This is a genomic window from Pseudomonas sp. Marseille-Q5299 (assembly GCF_943737035.1).
GTDB classification, from domain to species: domain Bacteria; phylum Pseudomonadota; class Gammaproteobacteria; order Pseudomonadales; family Pseudomonadaceae; genus Aquipseudomonas; species Aquipseudomonas putida_E.
This window is the reverse complement of sequence record NZ_CALSFR010000001.1, coordinates 863011-882311: the sequence shown is the minus strand read 5'-3', so window position 1 is coordinate 882311 and position 19301 is coordinate 863011. Positions and strand designations below refer to the sequence as shown.

21 protein-coding genes are annotated in these 19301 nt (G+C 62.3%); 15 read left to right on the top strand and 6 right to left on the bottom strand.

Annotation, left to right across the window (positions count from 1 at the left end; genetic code table 11):
• The first annotated feature begins 19 nt into the window (after positions 1 to 19).
• The 6 genes from lysS to NGJ21_RS04080 all read left to right on the top strand — a co-directional run bounded on the left by lysS (position 20) and on the right by NGJ21_RS04080 (position 5514).
• Positions 20 to 1522, top strand: coding sequence for a lysine--tRNA ligase (lysS, locus tag NGJ21_RS04105; RefSeq protein ID WP_012315937.1), 1503 nt, complete (start codon positions 20 to 22; stop codon positions 1520 to 1522).
• A 143-nt stretch (positions 1523 to 1665) separates the two neighbouring features.
• Positions 1666 to 2370: a TetR/AcrR family transcriptional regulator gene (locus NGJ21_RS04100; RefSeq protein ID WP_046784346.1), complete on the top strand. Its 705-nt coding sequence runs from the start codon at positions 1666 to 1668 to the stop codon at positions 2368 to 2370.
• 29 nt (positions 2371 to 2399) lie between these two features.
• Positions 2400 to 2948 (top strand): hypothetical protein, encoded by a 549-nt coding sequence (locus tag NGJ21_RS04095; protein WP_115274015.1) that lies wholly within the window; start codon positions 2400 to 2402, stop codon positions 2946 to 2948.
• Positions 2949 to 3018: 70 nt separating this feature from the next.
• On the top strand, positions 3019 to 4296 hold the full coding sequence (locus NGJ21_RS04090) for a flavohemoglobin expression-modulating QEGLA motif protein (RefSeq protein ID WP_039602209.1): 1278 nt from the start codon (positions 3019 to 3021) through the stop codon (positions 4294 to 4296).
• Positions 4268 to 5191, top strand: a complete 924-nt coding sequence (locus NGJ21_RS04085; protein WP_177010524.1) for an alpha/beta hydrolase — start codon at positions 4268 to 4270, stop codon at positions 5189 to 5191. The genes NGJ21_RS04090 and NGJ21_RS04085 overlap by 29 nt, the downstream gene beginning before the upstream one ends.
• Positions 5188 to 5514 (top strand): PA3694 family proteiin, encoded by a 327-nt coding sequence (locus NGJ21_RS04080; protein ID WP_012315932.1) that lies wholly within the window; start codon positions 5188 to 5190, stop codon positions 5512 to 5514. Before NGJ21_RS04085 ends, NGJ21_RS04080 begins: the two co-directional genes overlap by 4 nt.
• A gap of 71 nt (positions 5515 to 5585) precedes the next feature.
• Here NGJ21_RS04080 and lptF read toward each other — a convergent pair whose 3' ends face one another.
• The 3 genes from lptF to NGJ21_RS04065 form a co-directional block, all read right to left on the bottom strand.
• The gene (gene lptF, locus NGJ21_RS04075) at positions 5586 to 6374 is read right to left on the bottom strand and encodes a lipotoxin F family OmpA-related lipoprotein LptF (RefSeq protein WP_115274017.1); all 789 of its coding nucleotides are present in this window, start codon (positions 6372 to 6374) and stop codon (positions 5586 to 5588) included.
• A gap of 50 nt (positions 6375 to 6424) precedes the next feature.
• Entirely contained in the window at positions 6425 to 6838 is a 414-nt protein-coding gene (locus tag NGJ21_RS04070) for a DUF4398 domain-containing protein (protein ID WP_012315930.1), read from the bottom strand.
• Between the two features lie 271 nt (positions 6839 to 7109).
• Complete coding sequence (locus NGJ21_RS04065; protein WP_251961863.1) at positions 7110 to 7454, bottom strand: pilin assembly protein; 345 nt, start codon at positions 7452 to 7454, stop codon at positions 7110 to 7112.
• A gap of 170 nt (positions 7455 to 7624) precedes the next feature.
• Here NGJ21_RS04065 and ppc point away from each other — a divergent pair, with 170 nt between their 5' ends.
• From ppc to NGJ21_RS04030, 7 genes are all read left to right on the top strand, one after another.
• Positions 7625 to 10252 (top strand): phosphoenolpyruvate carboxylase, encoded by a 2628-nt coding sequence (gene ppc, locus NGJ21_RS04060; protein ID WP_174142361.1) that lies wholly within the window; start codon positions 7625 to 7627, stop codon positions 10250 to 10252.
• A 257-nt stretch (positions 10253 to 10509) separates the two neighbouring features.
• Positions 10510 to 11160 carry an adenylate kinase gene (adk, locus tag NGJ21_RS04055; protein ID WP_012270800.1) on the top strand — a complete coding sequence of 217 codons (651 nt, stop codon included), beginning with the start codon at positions 10510 to 10512 and terminating at the stop codon, positions 11158 to 11160.
• An 87-nt stretch (positions 11161 to 11247) separates the two neighbouring features.
• Complete coding sequence (tsaB, locus tag NGJ21_RS04050) at positions 11248 to 11922, top strand: tRNA (adenosine(37)-N6)-threonylcarbamoyltransferase complex dimerization subunit type 1 TsaB (RefSeq protein ID WP_046784340.1); 675 nt, start codon at positions 11248 to 11250, stop codon at positions 11920 to 11922.
• Between the two features lie 129 nt (positions 11923 to 12051).
• Complete coding sequence (locus NGJ21_RS04045) at positions 12052 to 12339, top strand: hypothetical protein (RefSeq protein ID WP_115274020.1); 288 nt, start codon at positions 12052 to 12054, stop codon at positions 12337 to 12339.
• A gap of 3 nt (positions 12340 to 12342) precedes the next feature.
• A complete protein-coding gene (locus tag NGJ21_RS04040) occupies positions 12343 to 13212 on the top strand; it encodes a DUF72 domain-containing protein (protein ID WP_196996944.1) in 870 nt (289 codons plus the stop codon).
• A gap of 29 nt (positions 13213 to 13241) precedes the next feature.
• Entirely contained in the window at positions 13242 to 14072 is an 831-nt protein-coding gene (locus NGJ21_RS04035) for an isocitrate lyase/PEP mutase family protein (protein WP_174142363.1), read from the top strand.
• Between the two features lie 6 nt (positions 14073 to 14078).
• A complete protein-coding gene (locus tag NGJ21_RS04030) occupies positions 14079 to 14765 on the top strand; it encodes an extensin-like domain-containing protein (RefSeq protein WP_046784336.1) in 687 nt (228 codons plus the stop codon).
• A 2-nt stretch (positions 14766 to 14767) separates the two neighbouring features.
• On the opposite strand, the gene NGJ21_RS04025 is transcribed toward NGJ21_RS04030, so the two are convergent.
• On the bottom strand, positions 14768 to 15388 hold the full coding sequence (locus NGJ21_RS04025) for an energy transducer TonB (RefSeq protein WP_115274024.1): 621 nt from the start codon (positions 15386 to 15388) through the stop codon (positions 14768 to 14770).
• Between the two features lie 104 nt (positions 15389 to 15492).
• On the opposite strand from NGJ21_RS04025, the gene NGJ21_RS04020 reads away from it, so the two are divergent.
• Positions 15493 to 16269 carry a class I SAM-dependent methyltransferase gene (locus NGJ21_RS04020; protein WP_046784334.1) on the top strand — a complete coding sequence of 259 codons (777 nt, stop codon included), beginning with the start codon at positions 15493 to 15495 and terminating at the stop codon, positions 16267 to 16269.
• A gap of 39 nt (positions 16270 to 16308) precedes the next feature.
• Here NGJ21_RS04020 and NGJ21_RS04015 read toward each other — a convergent pair whose 3' ends face one another.
• Both NGJ21_RS04015 and NGJ21_RS04010 read right to left on the bottom strand, forming a co-directional pair.
• Positions 16309 to 17274: an RHS repeat-associated core domain-containing protein gene (locus NGJ21_RS04015; RefSeq protein WP_115274025.1), complete on the bottom strand. Its 966-nt coding sequence runs from the start codon at positions 17272 to 17274 to the stop codon at positions 16309 to 16311.
• Between the two features lie 113 nt (positions 17275 to 17387).
• The gene (locus tag NGJ21_RS04010) at positions 17388 to 18017 is read right to left on the bottom strand and encodes a TetR/AcrR family transcriptional regulator (protein WP_046784333.1); all 630 of its coding nucleotides are present in this window, start codon (positions 18015 to 18017) and stop codon (positions 17388 to 17390) included.
• 181 nt (positions 18018 to 18198) lie between these two features.
• Here NGJ21_RS04010 and NGJ21_RS04005 point away from each other — a divergent pair, with 181 nt between their 5' ends.
• Positions 18199 to 19299, top strand: coding sequence for an efflux RND transporter periplasmic adaptor subunit (locus NGJ21_RS04005; RefSeq protein ID WP_012315919.1), 1101 nt, complete (start codon positions 18199 to 18201; stop codon positions 19297 to 19299).
• Positions 19300 to 19301: the final 2 nt, after the last annotated feature.

The following is a 19301-nucleotide window of genomic DNA, read 5'->3' as shown; positions in this document are numbered from 1 at the left end:
TGATGGAAAGAATGACGACATGAGCGACCTCAAGACCGAATCGCAAGACCTGCAACAGGAAGAAAACACCCTGATCGCCCTGCGCAAGGAAAAGCTTGCCGCCGAGCGCGAGAAGGGTCAGGCCTTCCCCAACGACTTCCGCCGCGACAGCTACTGCAACGACCTGCAGAAGCAATACGTCGACAAGACCAAGGAAGAGCTGGAAGCTGCAGCGATCCCGGTCAAGGTAGCCGGTCGCATCATGCTCAACCGTGGCTCGTTCATGGTGATCCAGGACATGACCGGGCGCATCCAGGTCTACGTCAACCGCAAGACCCTGCCGGAAGAAACCCTGGCCGCGGTCAAGACCTGGGACCTGGGCGACATCATCGCCGCCGAAGGCACCCTGGCCCGCTCCGGCAAGGGCGACCTGTACGTTGAAATGACCAACGTACGCCTGCTGACCAAGTCGCTGCGCCCGCTGCCGGACAAGCACCACGGCCTGACCGATACCGAGCAGCGCTACCGCCAGCGTTATGTCGACCTGATGGTCAACGAAGAAACCCGCCACACCTTCCGTGTGCGTTCGCAGGTGATCTCGCATATCCGCAAGTTCCTCATCGACCGCGACTTCCTGGAAGTCGAAACGCCGATGCTGCAGACCATTCCTGGCGGTGCCGCGGCCAAACCGTTCGAAACCCACCACAACGCCCTGGACATGGCCATGTTCCTGCGTATCGCGCCGGAGCTGTACCTCAAGCGCCTGGTGGTCGGTGGTTTCGAGAAAGTGTTCGAGATCAACCGCAACTTCCGTAACGAAGGCGTTTCGACCCGGCACAACCCCGAGTTCACCATGCTCGAGTTCTACCAGGCCTACGCTGACTACCGTGACAACATGGACCTCACCGAGGAACTGTTCCGCGAGCTAGCCCAGCTGGTCCTGGGCAGCACCGATGTACCGTATGGCGACAAGGTGTTCCACTTTGGTGAGCCGTTCGTGCGCCTGTCGGTGTTCGACTCGATCCTCAAGTACAACCCTGAACTGACTGCGGCCGACCTGCAGGACGTTGACCGCGCCCGCGACATCGCCAAGAAAGCCGGTGCCAAGGTGCTGGGCCACGAGGGCCTGGGCAAGCTGCAGGTGATGATTTTCGAAGAGCTGGTCGAGCACAAGCTGGAGCAGCCGCACTTCATTACCGAATACCCGTTCGAAGTTTCGCCGCTGGCCCGCCGCAACGACGACAACCCGGCCGTGACCGACCGCTTCGAGCTGTTCATCGGTGGCCGCGAGATCGCCAACGCCTACTCCGAGCTCAACGACGCCGAAGACCAGGCAGAGCGCTTCCTGGCCCAGGTGGCCGAGAAGGACGCCGGTGACGACGAAGCCATGCACTACGATGCCGACTTCGTTCGCGCCCTGGAGTACGGCATGCCACCGACTGCTGGTGAAGGCATCGGCATCGACCGCCTGGTGATGCTGCTGACCAACTCGCCTTCGATTCGCGACGTGATCCTGTTCCCGCACATGCGCCCACAGGCCTGAGTGAATTGAACAAGCCGCCTTTCGGGGCGGCTTTTTCTTGCCTGAAGCCTTATGTTGTTTGTCAGGGCCCTATCGCCGGCAAGCCGGCGAAAGGGCCGGTGCAGTCACCCCAAGATCAATGAGGTACACCCGTGACACCCGCAATGGCCCAGCAAGGCGCCGCCGGCATTGCCACCGCCGTCGCCGAAAGCGTGCAATACCAGGGTCGCAAGACCGCCCGCCAAGGCAGCGAACAGCGCCGCCAGTTGATCCTCGACGCCGCCATGCGCATTGTCGTGCGTGATGGCGTGCGTGGCGTGCGCCACCGTGCGGTCGCCGCCGAGGCCGGTGTGCCGCTGTCGGCCACGACCTACTACTTCAAGGATATCGAGGACCTGCTCACCGATACCTTCGCCCAATACGTCGAACGCAGCGCCGCCTACATGGCCAAGCTGTGGGCCAACACCGAAGTGGTGCTGCGCCAGCTGCTTGCCCAGGGTGATGGCAGTGCGCAATCAAGGGCGCGTCTGGCTGACGAAGTGGCGCAGATGACTGCCGACTACGTTTCCCGTCAGTTGGTCAACCGCCGCGACTTCCTGATGGCCGAGCAAGCCTTCCGCCAGGAAGCGCTGCTGTGCCCGCGCCTGGCCGAGCTGGTGTGCGCCCACGAGCAGATTCTGCTGCATGGCACGCGCCAGCTGTTACAGGTGGTCGGCTCGCAGCAACCGGAACAGGACGCCCAGATGTTGACGGCGATTATCGAGCAGATGGAATATCAGGGCCTGCTCAAGGATGCCGATGCGCAAGCCGATGGGCAGATGCTCGCTATGCTTACCCGTTACCTGCACCTGGTGTTGGCATCGGCCTGAGCCGAGAACGAACTTTCAAGGAGAACCTGATGAAAGCCTGGCGTGTGGTGTTGTTGACGTTGTCATTCCTCCTGCTGGGCGGTTGTCTGGTGACCTTCCATGAGCCGTTGCCGAGCAATCAGGCGGCGCCCAAGGCCCTGCTGGGCAAGTGGAGCAGCAAGGACGCCTGGGGCGAGCCACTGAAGCTAGCCATCAGCCGCAGCGGCGCCGATGCCTACAAGGCCGTGGCCACGGCCAAGGGCAAGAAACCCGAAGAGTACGTCTTCACCGTGTCACGCCACGGCAACCGCTGGTACCTCTCTGCCGGTGTACCCAAGCGCCTGGGCGGCCATTTCCTGATTGGCGGTTTCGATATCGTCGATGGCAAGGAACTGGTGATCTACAACCTTGATGTGGAACAGGTGCAGCAGGCGGTCGAGAAAAAAGAGCTGACCGGGCGCAACACCGAGGTACCGGAGGACAACGGTGAGGGCGTGCTGATCGACAGCCCGTCGGAGCGGGTGCTGGCCTATCTGGATGACCCGGCCAACTCCGACCTGTTCGTCGAGGTGGCGCGCTTCCAGCGCAGCGGCAAATGACCGTACAGGCCCTCGCCGGCTTGCCGGCGAGGGGCCAGTACAGGTGCCTTGTTCTAGAAAGGAGTTCCCGGTGGACGAGTACCAGCAGACCATACGCGCACTGTCCGATCGCATCGTCACCGCGCAAACCCCGATCCGTGTGCTCGATGCGGTCAAGTGGGATGACAACATCCGCCAGGGCTTTCTGAAGGCCAAGGGCAAAGAGCCGCCTGCAGTGGACCGCGCCTATTACCAGTCGCGGCCGCTGTCGTTCGACTCAAGTGCGGTCAAGGCCGAGTTCCAGAGCATCGAGCGCGACATCACCCGGCAATTGGGGCAGTTCAACCCGGTGGGGCAGATCATGCGGCGCATGTGCAAGGAGTACCGCATGGTGGTGCGCATGCTCGAAGCACGCGGCACCGAGGATTTCGGCCTGATCTCCCAGGAACTCTATGGCGCGGCGTCCGATGCCTTCCACGCTGGCGACCCGACGCTGGCCGACCTTGGCCTGATGCTTTCCGATTACCTGAACAACATCGACGGCCGTGGTGACCTTAAGGACGAGCCGAAAAACCTGACTGCCAAGGAGGCCGTGGACATCCTCCAGCGCCGCCTGAACAAGGTGTTCGGCGAGGCCGAGGAAACCATCCGGGTGTTCGAGTCCGACGGCATCGTCGCCGATGCGGCGGCAGGGGCCGACTACATCAAGGTGCGCGCTGACGCCATGTTCAACAGCCGTGATGTGCGCGCGCTGGAAGTGCACGAGGGGCTGGTGCATGTGGGCACCACGCTCAACGGCCTCAACCAGCCGATCTGCACCTTCCTGTCGAAGGGCCCGCCTTCGTCGACGGTGACTCAGGAGGGTTTGGCGATTCTCATGGAGGTGATCGCCTTCGCCTCTTACCCCAGCCGTCTGCGCAAGCTCACCAACCGCACGCGCGCCATCCACATGGTCGAGGAGGGCGCCGATTTCCTCCAGGTGTTCGAGTTTTTCCGCGCCCAGGGCTTTGAAATGGCGCAGAGCTACAGCAATGCAAGCCGGGTGTTCCGCGGCTCGGTGCCCAATGGTCTGCCATTTACCAAGGATTTGTCCTACCTCAAGGGTTTCATCATGGTTTACAACTACATTCAGTTGGCCGTGAGAAAGGGCAAACTCGAGCAGATTCCACTGCTGTTCTGCGGCAAGACTACCCTCGAAGACATGCGTACCTTGCGTCAGCTGGTCGAAGAAGGCCTGGTGGAACCGCCCAAGTACCTGCCGGAGCAGTTTCGCGACCTCAATGCGCTGTCGGCCTGGATGTGCTTCTCCAACTTCCTCAACCACCTGAGCCTTGATCGCATTGAAGCCGACTACGCGAACATTCTTTGAGCGCTGCCGCTGCCTGGTCCTGGGTTTGGCGCTGTTGGGCCTGGGCGGGTGCAGCAGCCTGTTGTTCTACCCGGAACCGGGCCAGCCGTTCACGCCCGAGCGTGCCAAGCTGCAGTACCGCGATGTCACCCTGACCACCGCCGACGGCGTCCGCCTGCATGGCTGGTGGCTGCCGGCCAAGGCGGATGTCGAGGTCAAGGGCACGGTGCTGCACTTGCACGGCAATGGCGGCAATCTGGCTGGGCACCTGGGCGGTAGCTACTGGCTGCCGGAGCAGGGCTATCAGGTGCTGATGATCGATTACCGGGGCTATGGCCTGTCCCAGGGCAAGCCCGGCTTGCCACAGGTCTACAATGACATCGCAGCGGCCATGGCATGGCTCGACCAGGCCCCCGAGGTCAAGGGCAAACCCCTGGTATTGCTGGGGCAGAGCCTGGGCGGGGCAATGGCCATCCACTACCTGGCAGCCCACCCCGAGCAATGCCTGCGCTTCAGCGCACTGGTGTTCGATGGCGTGCCGGCCAGTTACCGCGATGTCGGGCGCTTTGCGCTGAGCACATCGTGGTTGACCTGGCCCTTGCAGGTGCCGTTGTCCTGGCTGGTACCCGATGGTGACAGCGCGATCCGTTCGGTCGAGCGCCTGAGCAGCCCACCCAAGCTGTTCTTCCATAGCATCGACGACAACCTGGTACCGATGAACAACGGCATTCGCCTGTACCAGCACGCACCGCCACCACGGGTGCTGCAACTGACCCGCGGCGGCCATGTACAGACCTTTGCCGACCCGGTCTGGCGCCAGGTGATGGTGCGTTTTCTTGATGACCCCCGCCATTTCAACGGCCTGCGGCGGCTGGCCGAAGTGCCCAACTACCCTGACGAGAAGAACAAGCAATGAGTGAAGAACGCAACGCCATCCCGCTGATCCTGACCGGTGTCGGCAGCATCATCGTGACGGTGGGGGCTCTGTGGTATTACGGCTACCTGCATTTCGCCAAGCCGGAGGATGCGTTGTTGCTGCAGGATTTCACCATGCTCAAGACCGTACCTGGTGAGGACTACAAGGTTTCCCTCGACCCAGCGCCGCAGGTGGCGCAGTGTGTGGACGGTGTGCTGGTGCTGTTCGACACAGCGCAAAAGGGCCTTACCGGGGTACTGGTCGACAACCGCAAGCGTGCGGTGCGTTGCATGGGTGAGCAGACCCCGCAACAAGTGCAATGACCCGCTCGAACCAACGATGAAAAAGAAGAACCCCGCCATGAAGGCGGGGTTCTTTTATCGACCTGTGAGCCTTACTGCACCTGGCTCACCGAACGCGGCGCTACCGGCTGGTTGTCGTTGGAGATGGTCACCTCCACCCGGCGGTTTTGCGCACGGCCCGAGTTGCTGCTGTTGTCAGCAACCGGGTATTCCTTGCCGTAGCCTTGAGCGACGATGCGCGCAGGGTCCACGCCTGCACGTACCAGCGCCATGCGCACGGCACCGGCGCGACGCTCGGACAGTGTCTGGTTGTAGTTGGCCGAACCGACGCTGTCGGTGTAACCCTCGACGATGACCTTGCGCTCAGGGTTTTCCTGGAGGAACTGGGCCAGCTTGGTCACGTTGGGCAAGGCGCTGCTTTTGAGTTCGGCCTTGTTGAAGTCGAACAGTACATCGCCGAAGGTCACCAGCGTACCGCGGTCGGTCTGCTTGGCGTTCAGGCTGTCCTGAAGCTTGGCGATCTGCGCGTCACGGGCATCGAGCTTGGCCTGGGCACGTTGGGCCGAGGCGTTTTTCAGCTCGTTTTCGGCCGAGCGCAGGGCAATGGTCTGCTTGGCCACTTCAACGCGCTGGTTGGTCAGGTAGGCCAGTTGGTCGACTTTCTTGCTGTCCTCACGCTCCATGTAGGCTTTGTCGGCCTTGTTCAGCCAGTCCTGTGCGTCCTTGGTTTCAAGGGCTGCGATTTTGCTCGCCTGCGGGTCGCTCTGCAGCGACGAGAAGTTGGTACGGGCCGACTCCAGGTTGGCGTTCGGGTCGTGCGAGCATGCAGCGAGACCGACGCTCAGGGCCAGCAGGGCGGGAATCATGACGTGTTTGCGCATAGTGTTCATCCTTTGATCGAGTGCGAAGGCTAAGGCAGGCTTGGCGGCGCTCACTGAGCGCTACGCAGGCCTTCCTGACGTACGTCCTGAACGCCCTGGCGGGCGTCCTGCACGGCCTTCTGGGCCTTGGCCGCCTGGGCCTTGCGTTCGGCGAGGCGAGCGTCCCATTCGGCCTGTTCGGCCAGACGCTTGGCGTCCTCGTAGTTCTTGTCGTGCATGGCGATTTCGGCCTGCTTGAACTTGTCCTGCGCCGCTTTCATTTCAACGGCGGCGAACTCCGTACCGCCAGCGCTGACGGCGGAGTTCACGGCGGACTGGGTGACGGCATACTGCTCAGTGGGCGGGTTGCCCGCACAGCCGGCCAGGACCAGGCTACTGCCCAGGGCCAGCGCGGCCAGCTTGAACCCGCGCACATGAGTGGAGGAAAGTTTCGAAGTGCGGGTCTTCATGGTGGTCAGCTCCATTGGATCACTCCTGATAACGACGATGTCCGTAGCAGTCCATCCCATCGCTCAATCCCTGGCATCGCCGTGTGCTTCAGCTCAACGGTGCACGACGACAGTGTGCAGGGTTTTAGCGTGATGGCTATTGGCTGTGACTGGGTCGTTTTTTGAATAGTTCAGAAAAAAATGCCAACTATTTCTGACTGATCGGTCAGTGGTGTGTGAGCGGAACTTCCACTGTCAGAAGCGGTATTCCGGGCTGGAGGGCAGCCCGGAACGGGAGGCAGGCGCGTCAGCTTCCGCTGCCGTCGCCGGGATTGCTGAGGGTGTGCAGATGGCGCCTTGAAAGCGCCAGAAAGCGCGGTGTAGAGCCTATGTCTTCGTACAGCGGATCGCCTTCTTCATCGGTGGAAATGACCTTGTTGCCCTGCACGTAGGGGAAGCTGGCTTCAAGCTCCTCGAGCGCGGCTGCGACCAGCTCACCGAGCAGTTCCTCGGCGGTGCGCTTGGGGTACATGTCGATGAGCGCCGCCAGGCGCGCCTCCGACTCCAGGTCCAGGTGCAAGGTATGGCCGGTCGGGCTCAGGGTGCCTGCGGCGTTCTGTTCCCAGTGCTGGGCGAGTTCGCGGATTTTCATGATGACCTCTGTAAACGCCTCGGAAAGGCTGCATTGCATCGGACTGCTGCACTTTTACTTTAGTTTGCTTTACCGGTCGTGGCTTGCCATGGCGGCCCCGCTGTGGGCACTCTTGGGCCAGTGCTGTTTCCTGAGCAGAGCGCGGGCGAGCCGCGCCGAAGAGAGGGCCAATGACTGATATCGATGTGCGCTTGCGTGAAGATGTCCATGTGTTGGGGGAGTTGCTTGGCGAAACCATCCGCCAGCAGCACGGTGACGCGTTCCTGCAGAAAATCGAGGACATTCGCCATAGCGCCAAGGCGGACCGGCGCAGCGCCGGCGAACAGCTGAGTTCCACCTTGGCGAACCTGGCTGAAGAAGACTTGTTGCCGGTGGCACGTGCCTTCAACCAGTTCCTCAACCTGGCCAACATGGCCGAGCAGTACCAGTTGATCCGGCGTCGCGATGCCGAGCAGCCAGAGCCTTTCGAGGCGCGGGTGCTGCCTGAGTTGCTGGCGCGTCTGAAGCAGGCCGGGCACAAGGACGATGCCTTGGCCAGGCAATTGGCCAAGCTCGATATCCAGCTGGTGCTCACCGCGCATCCCACCGAAGTGGCACGCCGCACATTGATCCAGAAGTACGATGCCATTGCCGGCCAGTTGGCCGTGCAAGACCATCGTGATTTGACCCCGGTCGAGCGCCAGCAAGTGCGCGAGCGCCTGCGCCGGTTGATCGCTGAGGCCTGGCACACAGAAGAAATCCGGCGCACCCGGCCAACGCCTGTAGACGAAGCCAAATGGGGCTTCGCGGTGATCGAGCATTCCCTGTGGCATGCCATCCCCAGCCACCTGCGCAAGGTGGACAAGGCGCTGTTCGACGCCACTGGCCTGCGCCTGCCGCTGGAAGCGGCACCTGTGCGCTTTGCCTCGTGGATGGGCGGCGATCGTGATGGCAACCCCAACGTGACCGCCGCGGTGACACGCGAAGTGTTGCTGCTGGCACGCTGGATGGCGGCCGACCTGTTTTTGCGCGATGTCGACGCGCTGGCGGCAGAGTTGTCGATGCAGCAGGCCAACAGCGCTGTGCGCGAGCGGGTGGGGGACACCCCAGAGCCCTACCGCGCCGTGCTCAAGCAATTGCGTGACCGCTTGCGGGCGACGCGCGCCTGGGCCCATGCGTCGCTCACCGCTACCCAGCCGGCCAGTGCCGATGTGCTGGTGGACAACCGTGACCTGATCGCGCCGCTGGAGCTGTGCTACCAGTCCTTGCACGAATGTGGCATGGGCGTGATTGCCGATGGGCCATTGCTCGACAGTCTGCGCCGTGCGGTGACTTTTGGCCTGTTTCTGGGGCGCCTGGACGTGCGCCAGGATGCCGCCCGACACCGTGACGCGCTGTCGGAGATCACCGATTATCTGGGCATGGGCAGCTATGCGCACTGGGATGAAGACAAGCGTATCGCGTTCCTGCAGGCCGAATTGAAAAACCGCCGGCCATTGCTGCCGGCCCACTTCATGCCCCAGGCGGACACTGCCGAAGTGCTTGCCACCTGTCGCGAGATCGCTGCGGCGCCGGGCGCATCGCTCGGTTCGTATGTCATCTCCATGGCGGGCGCTGCATCGGATGTACTGGCTGTGCAGTTGCTGCTCAAGGAAGCCGGCCTGACCAGGCCGATGCGCGTGGTGCCGCTGTTCGAAACCCTGGCCGATCTGGACAACGCGGGCCCTGTGATGGAGCGGCTGCTCGGCCTGCCGGGCTATCGTGCGGGCTTGCGTGGGCCGCAGGAAGTGATGATCGGCTACTCCGATTCGGCCAAGGATGCCGGGACCACCGCCGCGGCCTGGGCCCAATATCGGGCGCAGGAAAATCTGGTACGCATCTGTCGTGAGCATCAGGTCGAACTGCTGCTGTTCCATGGCCGTGGCGGCACTGTCGGCCGCGGCGGTGGCCCGGCCCACGCGGCGATCCTCTCGCAACCACCGGGGTCAGTGGCAGGGCGGTTTCGCACCACCGAGCAAGGCGAGATGATCCGCTTCAAGTTTGGTTTGCCAGGTATCGCCGAGCAGAACCTCAACCTGTACCTGGCGGCGGTGCTGGAAGCCACCTTGCTGCCGCCGCCACCCCCTGAGCCGGCCTGGCGCGCCTTGATGGACCAACTGGCCGCCGATGGCGTCAAGGCTTACCGCGGCGTGGTGCGGGAGAACCCGGATTTCGTCGAGTATTTCCGCCAGTCCACACCCGAGCAGGAGCTGGGGCGCCTGCCGCTGGGCAGCCGCCCGGCCAAGCGTCGTGCCGGTGGCATCGAAAGCCTGCGTGCCATTCCATGGATCTTCGGCTGGACCCAGACGCGCCTGATGCTGCCGGCCTGGTTGGGGTGGGAGACCGCGCTGAGCAATGCACTGGCACGGGGGCAGGGTGAGTTGCTGGCGCAGATGCGTGAGCAGTGGCCGTTCTTCCGTACCCGCATCGACATGCTGGAGATGGTCCTGGCCAAAGCTGATGCGCAGATTGCCGAGGCCTACGACGAACGTCTGGTGCAACCGCAGTTGCTTCCTTTAGGTGCACATCTGCGCGACCTATTGTCGCAGTCCTGTCAGGTGATATTGGGCCTGACCGGGCAGCAGGTGCTACTGGCGCACAGCCCGGAAACGCTGGAATTCATCAGCCTGCGCAACACCTACCTGGACCCGCTGCATCAGCTTCAGGCCGAGCTGCTGGCGCGCTCCCGCAGCCGTGAAGCCGCTCTGGACAGCCCGCTGGAGCAGGCCCTGCTGGTGACAGTGGCAGGGATTGCCGCAGGCCTGCGCAACACAGGCTGAGGCCACGGCTGGCTGCCCGCGCGCAGGGCCGCCCTGCGGGCCAAACCAGGGCAGGGAAGGTGGTTGCGCTGGGCGCAACCGCCTGCAGCCTTGGCTACAGATGGCCCATTCCTGCAACTTTGGGAAGCTTGTCTGGCTGACGGGCGCTGTGTATCTTGAGCAGCCTTCTGACCGATTTATGGTCATACCCGATTTTCCGGACTTGGCCCTGGTTGCCGAATCCATTGAATTTCATAAAAAAATTTGAGGAGCACGAGATGCGCGTAATTCTGCTGGGAGCTCCCGGGGCCGGTAAAGGTACTCAGGCAAAATTCATCACCGAGAAGTTCGGTATCCCACAGATCTCCACCGGTGACATGCTGCGTGCTGCCGTCAAGGCCGGTACCCCGCTGGGCCTGGAGCTCAAGAAAGTCATGGATGCCGGCCAGCTGGTCTCCGACGAGCTGATCATCAGCCTGGTCAAGGAGCGCATCGCCCAGCCAGACTGCGCCAACGGCTGCCTGTTCGACGGTTTCCCACGCACCATTCCGCAGGCTGAAGCCATGGTCGCTGCCGGTGTCGACATCGATGCAGTGGTCGAGATCGCCGTCGACGACGAAGAGATCGTCGGCCGCATGGCGGGCCGCCGCGTGCACCTGGCCTCGGGCCGTACCTACCACATTCAGTACAACCCGCCGAAAGTGGAAGGCAAGGACGACGTTACTGGCGAAGACCTGATTCAGCGCGACGACGACAAGGAAGAAACCGTGCGTCATCGCCTGTCGGTCTACCACACCCAGACCAAGCCGCTGGTGGACTTCTACCAGAAGCTGTCGGCCGCCAACGCTGGCAAGCCGAAGTACAGCCACATCGAAGGCGTGGGTTCGGTAGATGCAATCACCGCCAAAGTGCTGGCAGCCCTGAGCTGATCCATCACCGTGTGTCACGACGGCCCGCTTGCGGGCCGTTGTCGTTTATACTGCCGCTCTTTTCACTTGCTCCTGGATACCCGTTCGATGACCACCCTGCTGGCCCTGGATACCGCCACCGAAGCCTGTTCCGTCGCGCTGCTGCATGATGGCAAGGTAACCAGCCATTACGAGGTGATCCCGCGCATGCATGCGCAGAAGCTGCTGCCGATGATCAAGCAGCTGCTGGGCGACTCCGGCGTGGCGCTCAATGCCCTCGATGCCATTGCCTTCGGCCGTGGCCCCGGCGCCTTCACCGGCGTGCGCATCGCCATCGGCGTGGTGCAAGGCCTGGCTTTCGCCCTGGAGCGCCCGGTACTGCCAGTGTCCAACCTGGCCGCGCTGGCCCAGGGTGCGTTGCGCGAGCATGGCGCGCAGCAGGTAGCGGCTGCCATCGATGCACGCATGGACGAGGTGTACTGGGGTTGCTACAAGGCGGTGGAGGGCGAAATGCGCCTGCAAGGCCTGGAAGCGGTGCTGCCACCGGAGCGCGTGGCGTTGCCTGATGGCAGCAGCGGCGATTGGTACGGGGCCGGCACCGGCTGGGGCTACGCCGAGCGTCTGGCCGTGCAGGCCAGTGCCAGCAACCCTGCGGCGCTGCCCAATGCGCTGGACATCCTCAGCTTGGCCAGCTTCGCCTGGGCACGCGGCGAGGCAATCGTTGCCGATCAGGCGCAACCGGTTTACCTGCGCGATAACGTAGCTACGCCCAAAGCCCGCTGACGGCTGTTCGTCGGTTATCGCGGCTGTCGATAAAACCTTTGTCGCAAACTGTGGTCCAGTTATCACTAGAGCATTAGCGATGGAACCCTGATGCTGCTAAATTGCCATCATTGGTCCTGAGTGCTCATCATGCGTATCGACGGTTTCTCACCGCAGTCCTATCCGGTAAAGCGCGCGCCGCGCAAAGCGGCGGTGCGCGATGAGAGCATCGACGATGCCGAGCTCGTCGAAGAGGGCGAGGCTGCTCCGGAAGCGGCGCCGCGCCGCCGTCCCGGTGGCTTGCCGGCCCGCCAGCAAGACATGGTTTTCCCACGTGCCCGTGACCGCCGCACGGCCACTGCGCTGGCCAGCTACCTCAGTACTGCCGGTTTTACCGATTGGGACATGGAAGTGCTGGGGCTGGACCTGTACATTTGAGGGATGAGTTCATCCCACCTGCCTTATTTCCTGGGTTGCCCGTCATGGAGCGAAAGCGCCTGGCGCGACTACCTGTATCCCGCTGACGCCCGCACCGGCGAATTTCTTGGCCTTTACAGCCAGGTGCTGAATGCCGTCGAGGGCAACACCACCTTCTATGCCCGCCCGGCGCCGAGCACTGTCGAGCGGTGGGCGCAGGTCATGCCTGCGCACTTTCGTTTTACTGCCAAGTTCCCCCGTGATGTCAGCCATGAAGGCGACCTGCGCGAGCGGCTGGAAGCCGCGCTGGACTTCACCCGGCTGATGGCGCCCCTTGGCCAGCGGGTGTCACCGTACTGGTTGCAATTGCCGGCTCAGTTCGGCCCGGCTCGCCTGGCTGAGCTGGGGCATTTTCTCGATGAAATCGGTGTGCCTGTGGCGGTGGAAGTGCGTAACCAGGCTTTTTTCTCCAAGGGTGAGGAGGAGCGCCTGCTCAACCGTTTGCTGCACGAGCGCGGTGTTGAACGTATCTGCCTGGACTCGCGTGCATTGTTCAGCTGTACCTCGCGTGAGGCCGCCGTGCTCGACGCGCAAGCCAAGAAGCCCAGGGTTGCGCCGCGCCCCGCAGCTTTCAGCCAGCACCCCCAGGTCCGTTTTATCGGCCATCCCGAGCTCGACGCCAATGAAGCGTTCCTTTCGCAGTGGGTTGAAAAGGTCGCCAGCTGGATCGAGGAAGGCCGTAGCCCGTACATCTTCCTGCACACCTCGGACAACCGCCTGGCCGCCGCGTTGGCTCAGCGTTTTCATCAGCGGCTGATGGCGCGCCTGCCGGGGTTGGCAGCTTTGCCGGAATTGCCACGCGCCCCTGAGGTCGAACAACTGGGGCTACTTTGACCCTTACCGACCAGCCGGAGGTTGTGATCATGGATGTACAAACCCTGCGTGCCGAAGCCTTCAAAGCCCTGCACGAGCGCGAAGGCGCGTTCGTCATCCCCAACCCGTGGGATGCCGGTTCCGCCAAGCTCCTGGCAAGCCTCGGCTTCGAGGCGCTGGCTACCACCAGTGCGGGCCTTGCCTTCAGCCTTGGGCGAGCGGATGCCGAAGCGGCGCTGAGCCTGGACGAGACACTCGACAACGCCGGGATGATCGTCGATGCCACTGCCTTGCCCGTTGCCGCCGACCTGGAAAATGGTTTTGGTGACCTGCCTGAAGACTGTGCCCACGCCATCCTGCGTGCCGCTGAAGCAGGGTTGGTCGGCGGCTCGATCGAAGATGCCAGTGGGCGCAGCGACGCGCCGATCTATGACCTGGGCCTGGCCGTAGAGCGGGTGAGGGCTGCAGTGCAGGCGGCGCGCAGCCTGCCATTTCCTTTCATGCTCTGCGCCCGGGCGGAAAACCTGCTGCACGGGCGAATGGACCTGGATGACACCATCCTGCGTTTGCAGGCTTATGCCGAAGCGGGCGCCGACGTGCTCTATGCGCCGGGTTTGCGCACAGTCGAAGAGATCCGCGCGGTGGTACAGGCGGTAGCGCCTAAACCTGTCAATGTGCTGATGGGGCTGGCGGGTGTGCCATTGAGCGTCAATCAGTTGCAGGACTTGGGCGTACGCCGCATCAGCGTGGGCTCTTCACTGGCCCGTGCGGCGCTCGGTGCGTTTCAGCGCGCGGCATTGGAAGTTCGTGACCAGGGTACGTTCAGCTATGGTGAGCAGGCGTTGCCGTTCGCCCAGCTCAACGACCTGTTCCGGCGCTGAAGCGCGGTGCGCGCATTGGTGCTGCTGTGCGGGCTGCTGCTGGTAGCAGGCCTTTTATGGCAGTGGGGTTGGCGCCTGCCGCAGGCCTGGGATCCGTGGGCAGCACTGGACGTTCGTCAGCCGCCGAACCTGCTGACGCCCTATAAGCTTTCGCGTCTGCGTGATGATCCGCAGTTGTGCCGCCAAGCGTTGGCGACCACCAGCCTGCGCTATCGGGCGCAGGCCGATAGCCCGGCATCGGCCAATTGCCCGTTGCAAAACGTCTGGCGTATAGAACAAGGCCAGGCGCGGTTGAGTAGCAGCTTCCTGGCCAGTTGCCCGTTGGCGGTGGCCTATGCGCTGTTCGAAAAGCATGGCTTGCAACCTGCAGCGCAGCAGGTGTTTGGCCAGCCGGTGGCGCAGGTCGATCATCTGGGCAGCTTCGCCTGCCGCAACGTCTATAACCGCAAGCAGGGCCGGCTCAGTCAGCATGCCACCGCCAATGCGCTGGATATCAGCGGCTTTCGCCTGCAGGACGGGCAGCGGATCGTGCTGGCGCGGGACTGGCAGGCAGGCGGGCAAAAGGCGGCATTCCTGCGGCAAGTGCAGCAAGCGGCCTGTAAGAGCTTCAGTACGGTGCTGGGGCCGGAATACAATGCCGCCCACCGCAATCACTTTCACCTGGACATGGGGCTGTGGCAGATCTGCCGTTAAGCTCAGGCGTGGATGCGAACGTTGTTCAGCACTACCGGGCGCGCCCAGTGGATGTCGAATTCCAGATCGTTCTGCTGCTTGGCCATGGTCGCTGCGTCGAATGGCTCCGGCGCGGGGTCGAGCAGGCCCGTCTCAAACTCGGCGATAGGCAGGTGCAACGGGCGCGGGGAGGGCGCAGGGCCTGGCTCGGCAAGCGGCTGACCCTGGCTCATGACCACTGGGCGTAGCCAACTGTTGCTGATGTCCAGTTGGCGCTGCTGCTGAATCATCTCGGCGGTGCTGAATGGCTCCGGCGCTGGCTCCAGCAGGTTGGCTTCCAGTTCAGCCTTGGGCAGGAACAGAGGCTCGGGTGGTGCAACGATGGTGTCGTGCACGGGGCAGGCGCGTTGGGCATCGATCAGGGCCAAGGCCCTGGCCCCGCCAATCGGCTCGCCGCTGATTTTGTCGTACTGCGCCAGCGCCTGATGGGTGCTGTCTGCCTCATCCCCTTGCTGCTCGGCCATGGCGCGGGCAAAGAAATCCTGCCACAGGTGGCTGACGCCCCCCAGTGCCTGGGTATTCTGCCGACCGTAGTTGCCGACGGGCGACAGGTAGGTCAAGCCGATGGGAAGAGTATCTGTCATGGCAGTCGTGCGCGTTGTGCTCTGGCAGAATAGCGGGATATTGCCTGTATCGGCCGATGGTGCCGATTCATTAAGGGCTTGGTTCGAATTTTCAGGTGTGGATGATGGAAGAGCAAGGCACGGGTATCAGAGTCGAAGCGATGTCGGCTGAATATGCGCAACAGGCTACGGCATGGGCCGAGCGCCTGGGCCTGCCGCTGCAGGACGATGCCGCCGGTTTCGCTGTGCAGGTGGGCGCCGATGGCTTGCAGATCCAGCAGTTGGGCCCGCAGGCACCCGGGCCAGTGCGGGTGGACTTCGTCGAAGGCCAGGCAGCGCATCGGCGCCAGTTTGGCGGTGGCAACGGGCAGATGATCGCCAAGGCCGTGGGCATCGCCCAAGGCGTGCGGCCACAAGTGCTAGATGCCACGGCGGGTTTGGGCAAGGACGCGTTCGTGCTGGCCAGCCTGGGTTGCCAGATGACCCTGATCGAGCGCCAGCCGCTGATAGCCGCCTTGCTGGAAGACGGCCTGACGCGAGCCCGGTCGGATGACGAGGTAGGGCCTATCGTCGGCCGCATGCGGTTGCTGACAGGCAACGCCATCGAGCGTATGCGCAACTGGGAGGGGGAGGCACCGCAGGTGATCTACCTTGACCCCATGTTCCCGCACCGGGACAAGAGCGCCCTGGTGAAAAAGGAAATGCGCGTATTCCGGCCATTGGTCGGCGATGACCTGGATGCCCCGGCTTTGCTCGAAGCCGCGCTGGCGCTGGCCAGCCACCGGGTGGTGGTGAAGCGGCCGCGCAAGGCACCGATCATTGATGGACCAAAGCCGAGCCATAGCCTGGAAGGCAAGTCGAGCCGGTATGACATTTATCCGAAGAAGACGTTAAAAGTTTGATCGCAACTGCGAAACCATCTTGTGAGTCTTGCCTCAAGGCTAACTCACGATATTGCGGAGTCTATCTACTTCCTTGTCGATGTAATTACCGGTGAAATCAAGGAAATTTTGCGATGCTGGCCTGATTCGCGGCCACGTATTCGACGGCTGACCTGGCATGCTGGAGAGAGTAGCTGAGGTAGGGGCAACGTCGCTCCTGCTTGCAGCTTTGATTTTTTCAAACCTGTTTTCTATATCTTCCCAGGATGTTGAGTTTATCGAGGCGATTGACTCCCTGTGGTTTGCCGGGCGGACGTATCGAGTTTTGCCCTTGATTGTTACAGGGGTAAGACTCATTAATATGGCTTCTTGGAGGGTGGCGTTGAGGATTCTTTGCTCACCTTTTTTTCCAAATTCGCTCTGGTGGGCTTTTGTCTCCTTCATCCCTTTCACTTTTTGGCTCGCAATGCGTTTTTCAAGTATTTTGTATTCTCGGCGTGTGAGGTTGGGGTTTTGCTGATTCAGGCGACGAGAGATTTTATTTGCGCTGTATCCTCCAGTCATGAATTTTACTATCGAAAACATGCCGCTAGGATCCGATCTGTTAATAGGATCATTCATGCAGTAAGCGTAAGCATTGATCCCCCCCCTTTCAAATGGCGACAAGCTATCTGCACTGTGAAAGCGCATCAGTCCTGGATTGAAAAGGCGGTGACCATTACCCAGCATGTAGCCTATGGCAGAGGGCAACCAGCTCTGGCCTGTGAATCGAGATAACAATGGGCTGGCAGACGGGCGACTGTCATTACCGTAGGGAGCGTAGGCGATGGTCGTCTGGCTTTCTGAGAGAATGTTGACTGTTGACTCTTGTGCATCAGTGGCCAAGAGGCTTGTTTGCGAAGGCAGGCCTGTCGTTTCGCATAGGTTCTGGTCATTGGCGCTGAGCACTGTCTGGTGAGCACTGCTTGTATATAACGTCGAAAGCTTATTGCCTTTGTAAAAAATCTTCAGTTTTGGCGCTGTCATGGGGCGAGCTCATATTCGCAGATTCAATACGAGCTTGCTGAAGAATTGCATGGTTGACTACTGACAAAAATGCCAGGTAGTCATGTTGGTTAAACAGGCTCTGGCGGATTTGTTTAGAGTTGGAACGCCCGCAAGAACACCCCCACCACCTCGCGCACATGCGCCTCGGCCTCATCTCCCTCCAATGGCCCTGCACACCCCAGTAGCAACCGGTAATCGGGCGCTCCTTTGACCAGGCAGAAGAAGTGCTCGGCCGCGTGCAACGGGTTGTCGATGCGCAACAGGCCGCGCTCGGCGACTCCGCGCAACAGCCCTTCCATGCCCGCCAGCACCCGTTTCGGCCCGGCTTCGTAAAAGAACTCGCCAAAGCTTGGGTCCTGACTGCCCTGGGCCATGATCAGGCGGCTCAACTTGACCGCCTCATCACTGCTGATCAACGCCTGGAAGCCCCGGGCAATGTTCAGCAACACCTGTTCGACGGCCGCGCCCTCGGGGTACTCGAACATCAGGTCGGGTAGCTGATTCTGGCAGGTAGCCATGACCGCAGAGCCAAACAGCGTCTGTTTATCGTTGAAGTGGCTATAGACCGTGAGTTTTGAAACACCTGCCGCCGCAGCGACCGCATCCATGCTGGTGTTGGCATAGCCGAGGCTGAGGAACAGCGTCTTGGCCGCTTCGAGGATCGCCTCGCGCTTGGCCAGGTCCTTGGGGCGACCTGGGCCGATGGGTGCGTCGTTGGGCATTGGAATCCGTGTCTGGTTGAAGGGGCCCCCATCTTACCGGCTCGGTTGCCTTCCGGCTTCAGGGAATGGCCCATCGTTAACGTTGATTTTCTTTCCGACGCTGGCTTCCCGGCTTCGGTTCCCTGATTTAATATACTCGACAGTATAAATATTCGATGCGCTCGTCGCGAAAGGATTCATCATGTTGCGTCATGCCTTGTGCCTCGCTCTGCCTGCCGCTGCCGCCTTGTTGCTGGCGGCCTGCGGGCAGGAAGCCGCCCCGCCCACTGCTCCGCGCCCGGCGCTGGTGGTCCAGCCGCAACCGGCCCAAGCCTCAGCCGACAGCTACCCTGGCGAGGTGCGAGCGCGTTTCGAGCCGGAGCTGGCGTTCCGCATCGCTGGCAAGGTCAGCAAACGCCTGGTCGAGGAGGGGCAGCGGGTCCAGGCCGATCAGCCACTGGCAGAGCTCGACCCCCAGGACGTGCGCCTGCAACTCGAGGCCAACCGCGCCCAATTGGCGGCCGCCGAGGCCAACCTGGCGCTGGTGCGCGCCGAGCGTGACCGCTACCGCAAGCTGCTGGATCGGCAGATGGTCAGCCACTCTCTGTACGACAATGCCGAAAATCTCTACCGGGCCGGGCTCGCGCGCCTCAAGCAGGCCAAAGCCGAGTTCGACGTGGCTGGCAACCAGGCCGGTTACGCCGTGTTGCGTGCGCCCCAGGCCGGCGTGATCGCCAAGCGTCAGGTCGAGGTCGGCCAGGTGGTGGCTGCCGGGCAAACGGTGTTCACGCTGGCGGCCGACGGTGAGCGCGAAGTCGTCATCGGCCTGCCGGAGCAGCAGTTCGCCCGCTTCGCCGTTGGCCAGCAGGTCAGTGTCGAGCTGTGGTCGCGGCGCAATGAGCGCTTCCAGGGCCGGATCCGTGAGTTGTCGCCCGCAGCCGACCCCCGTTCCCGTACCTTCGCCGCACGCATCGCGTTCAACTCGGCCAAGGTGCCCGCCGATCTTGGGCAGAGCGCTCGGGTATTCATCGCCCATGACGGGCTGATCCCGCTGGCTGTACCTCTCTCGGCGATTACCGCTGAAAACGGCCAGGCGTACGTCTGGCGAGTCAACCAGGACCGTCGACTGGAGCGTGCCGCCGTGCGCCTGGGGCCTTATGGCAGTGACACTGTCCCCGTACTTGAGGGCCTGAACCCTGGCGACTGGGTGGTTGCCGCCGGCGGCCACGTGCTGCGCGAAGGGCAGGAGGTGCGGCCGGTGGACCGTACCAACCGTGTGGTGAACCTGACGGCCAAGGAGTAAGT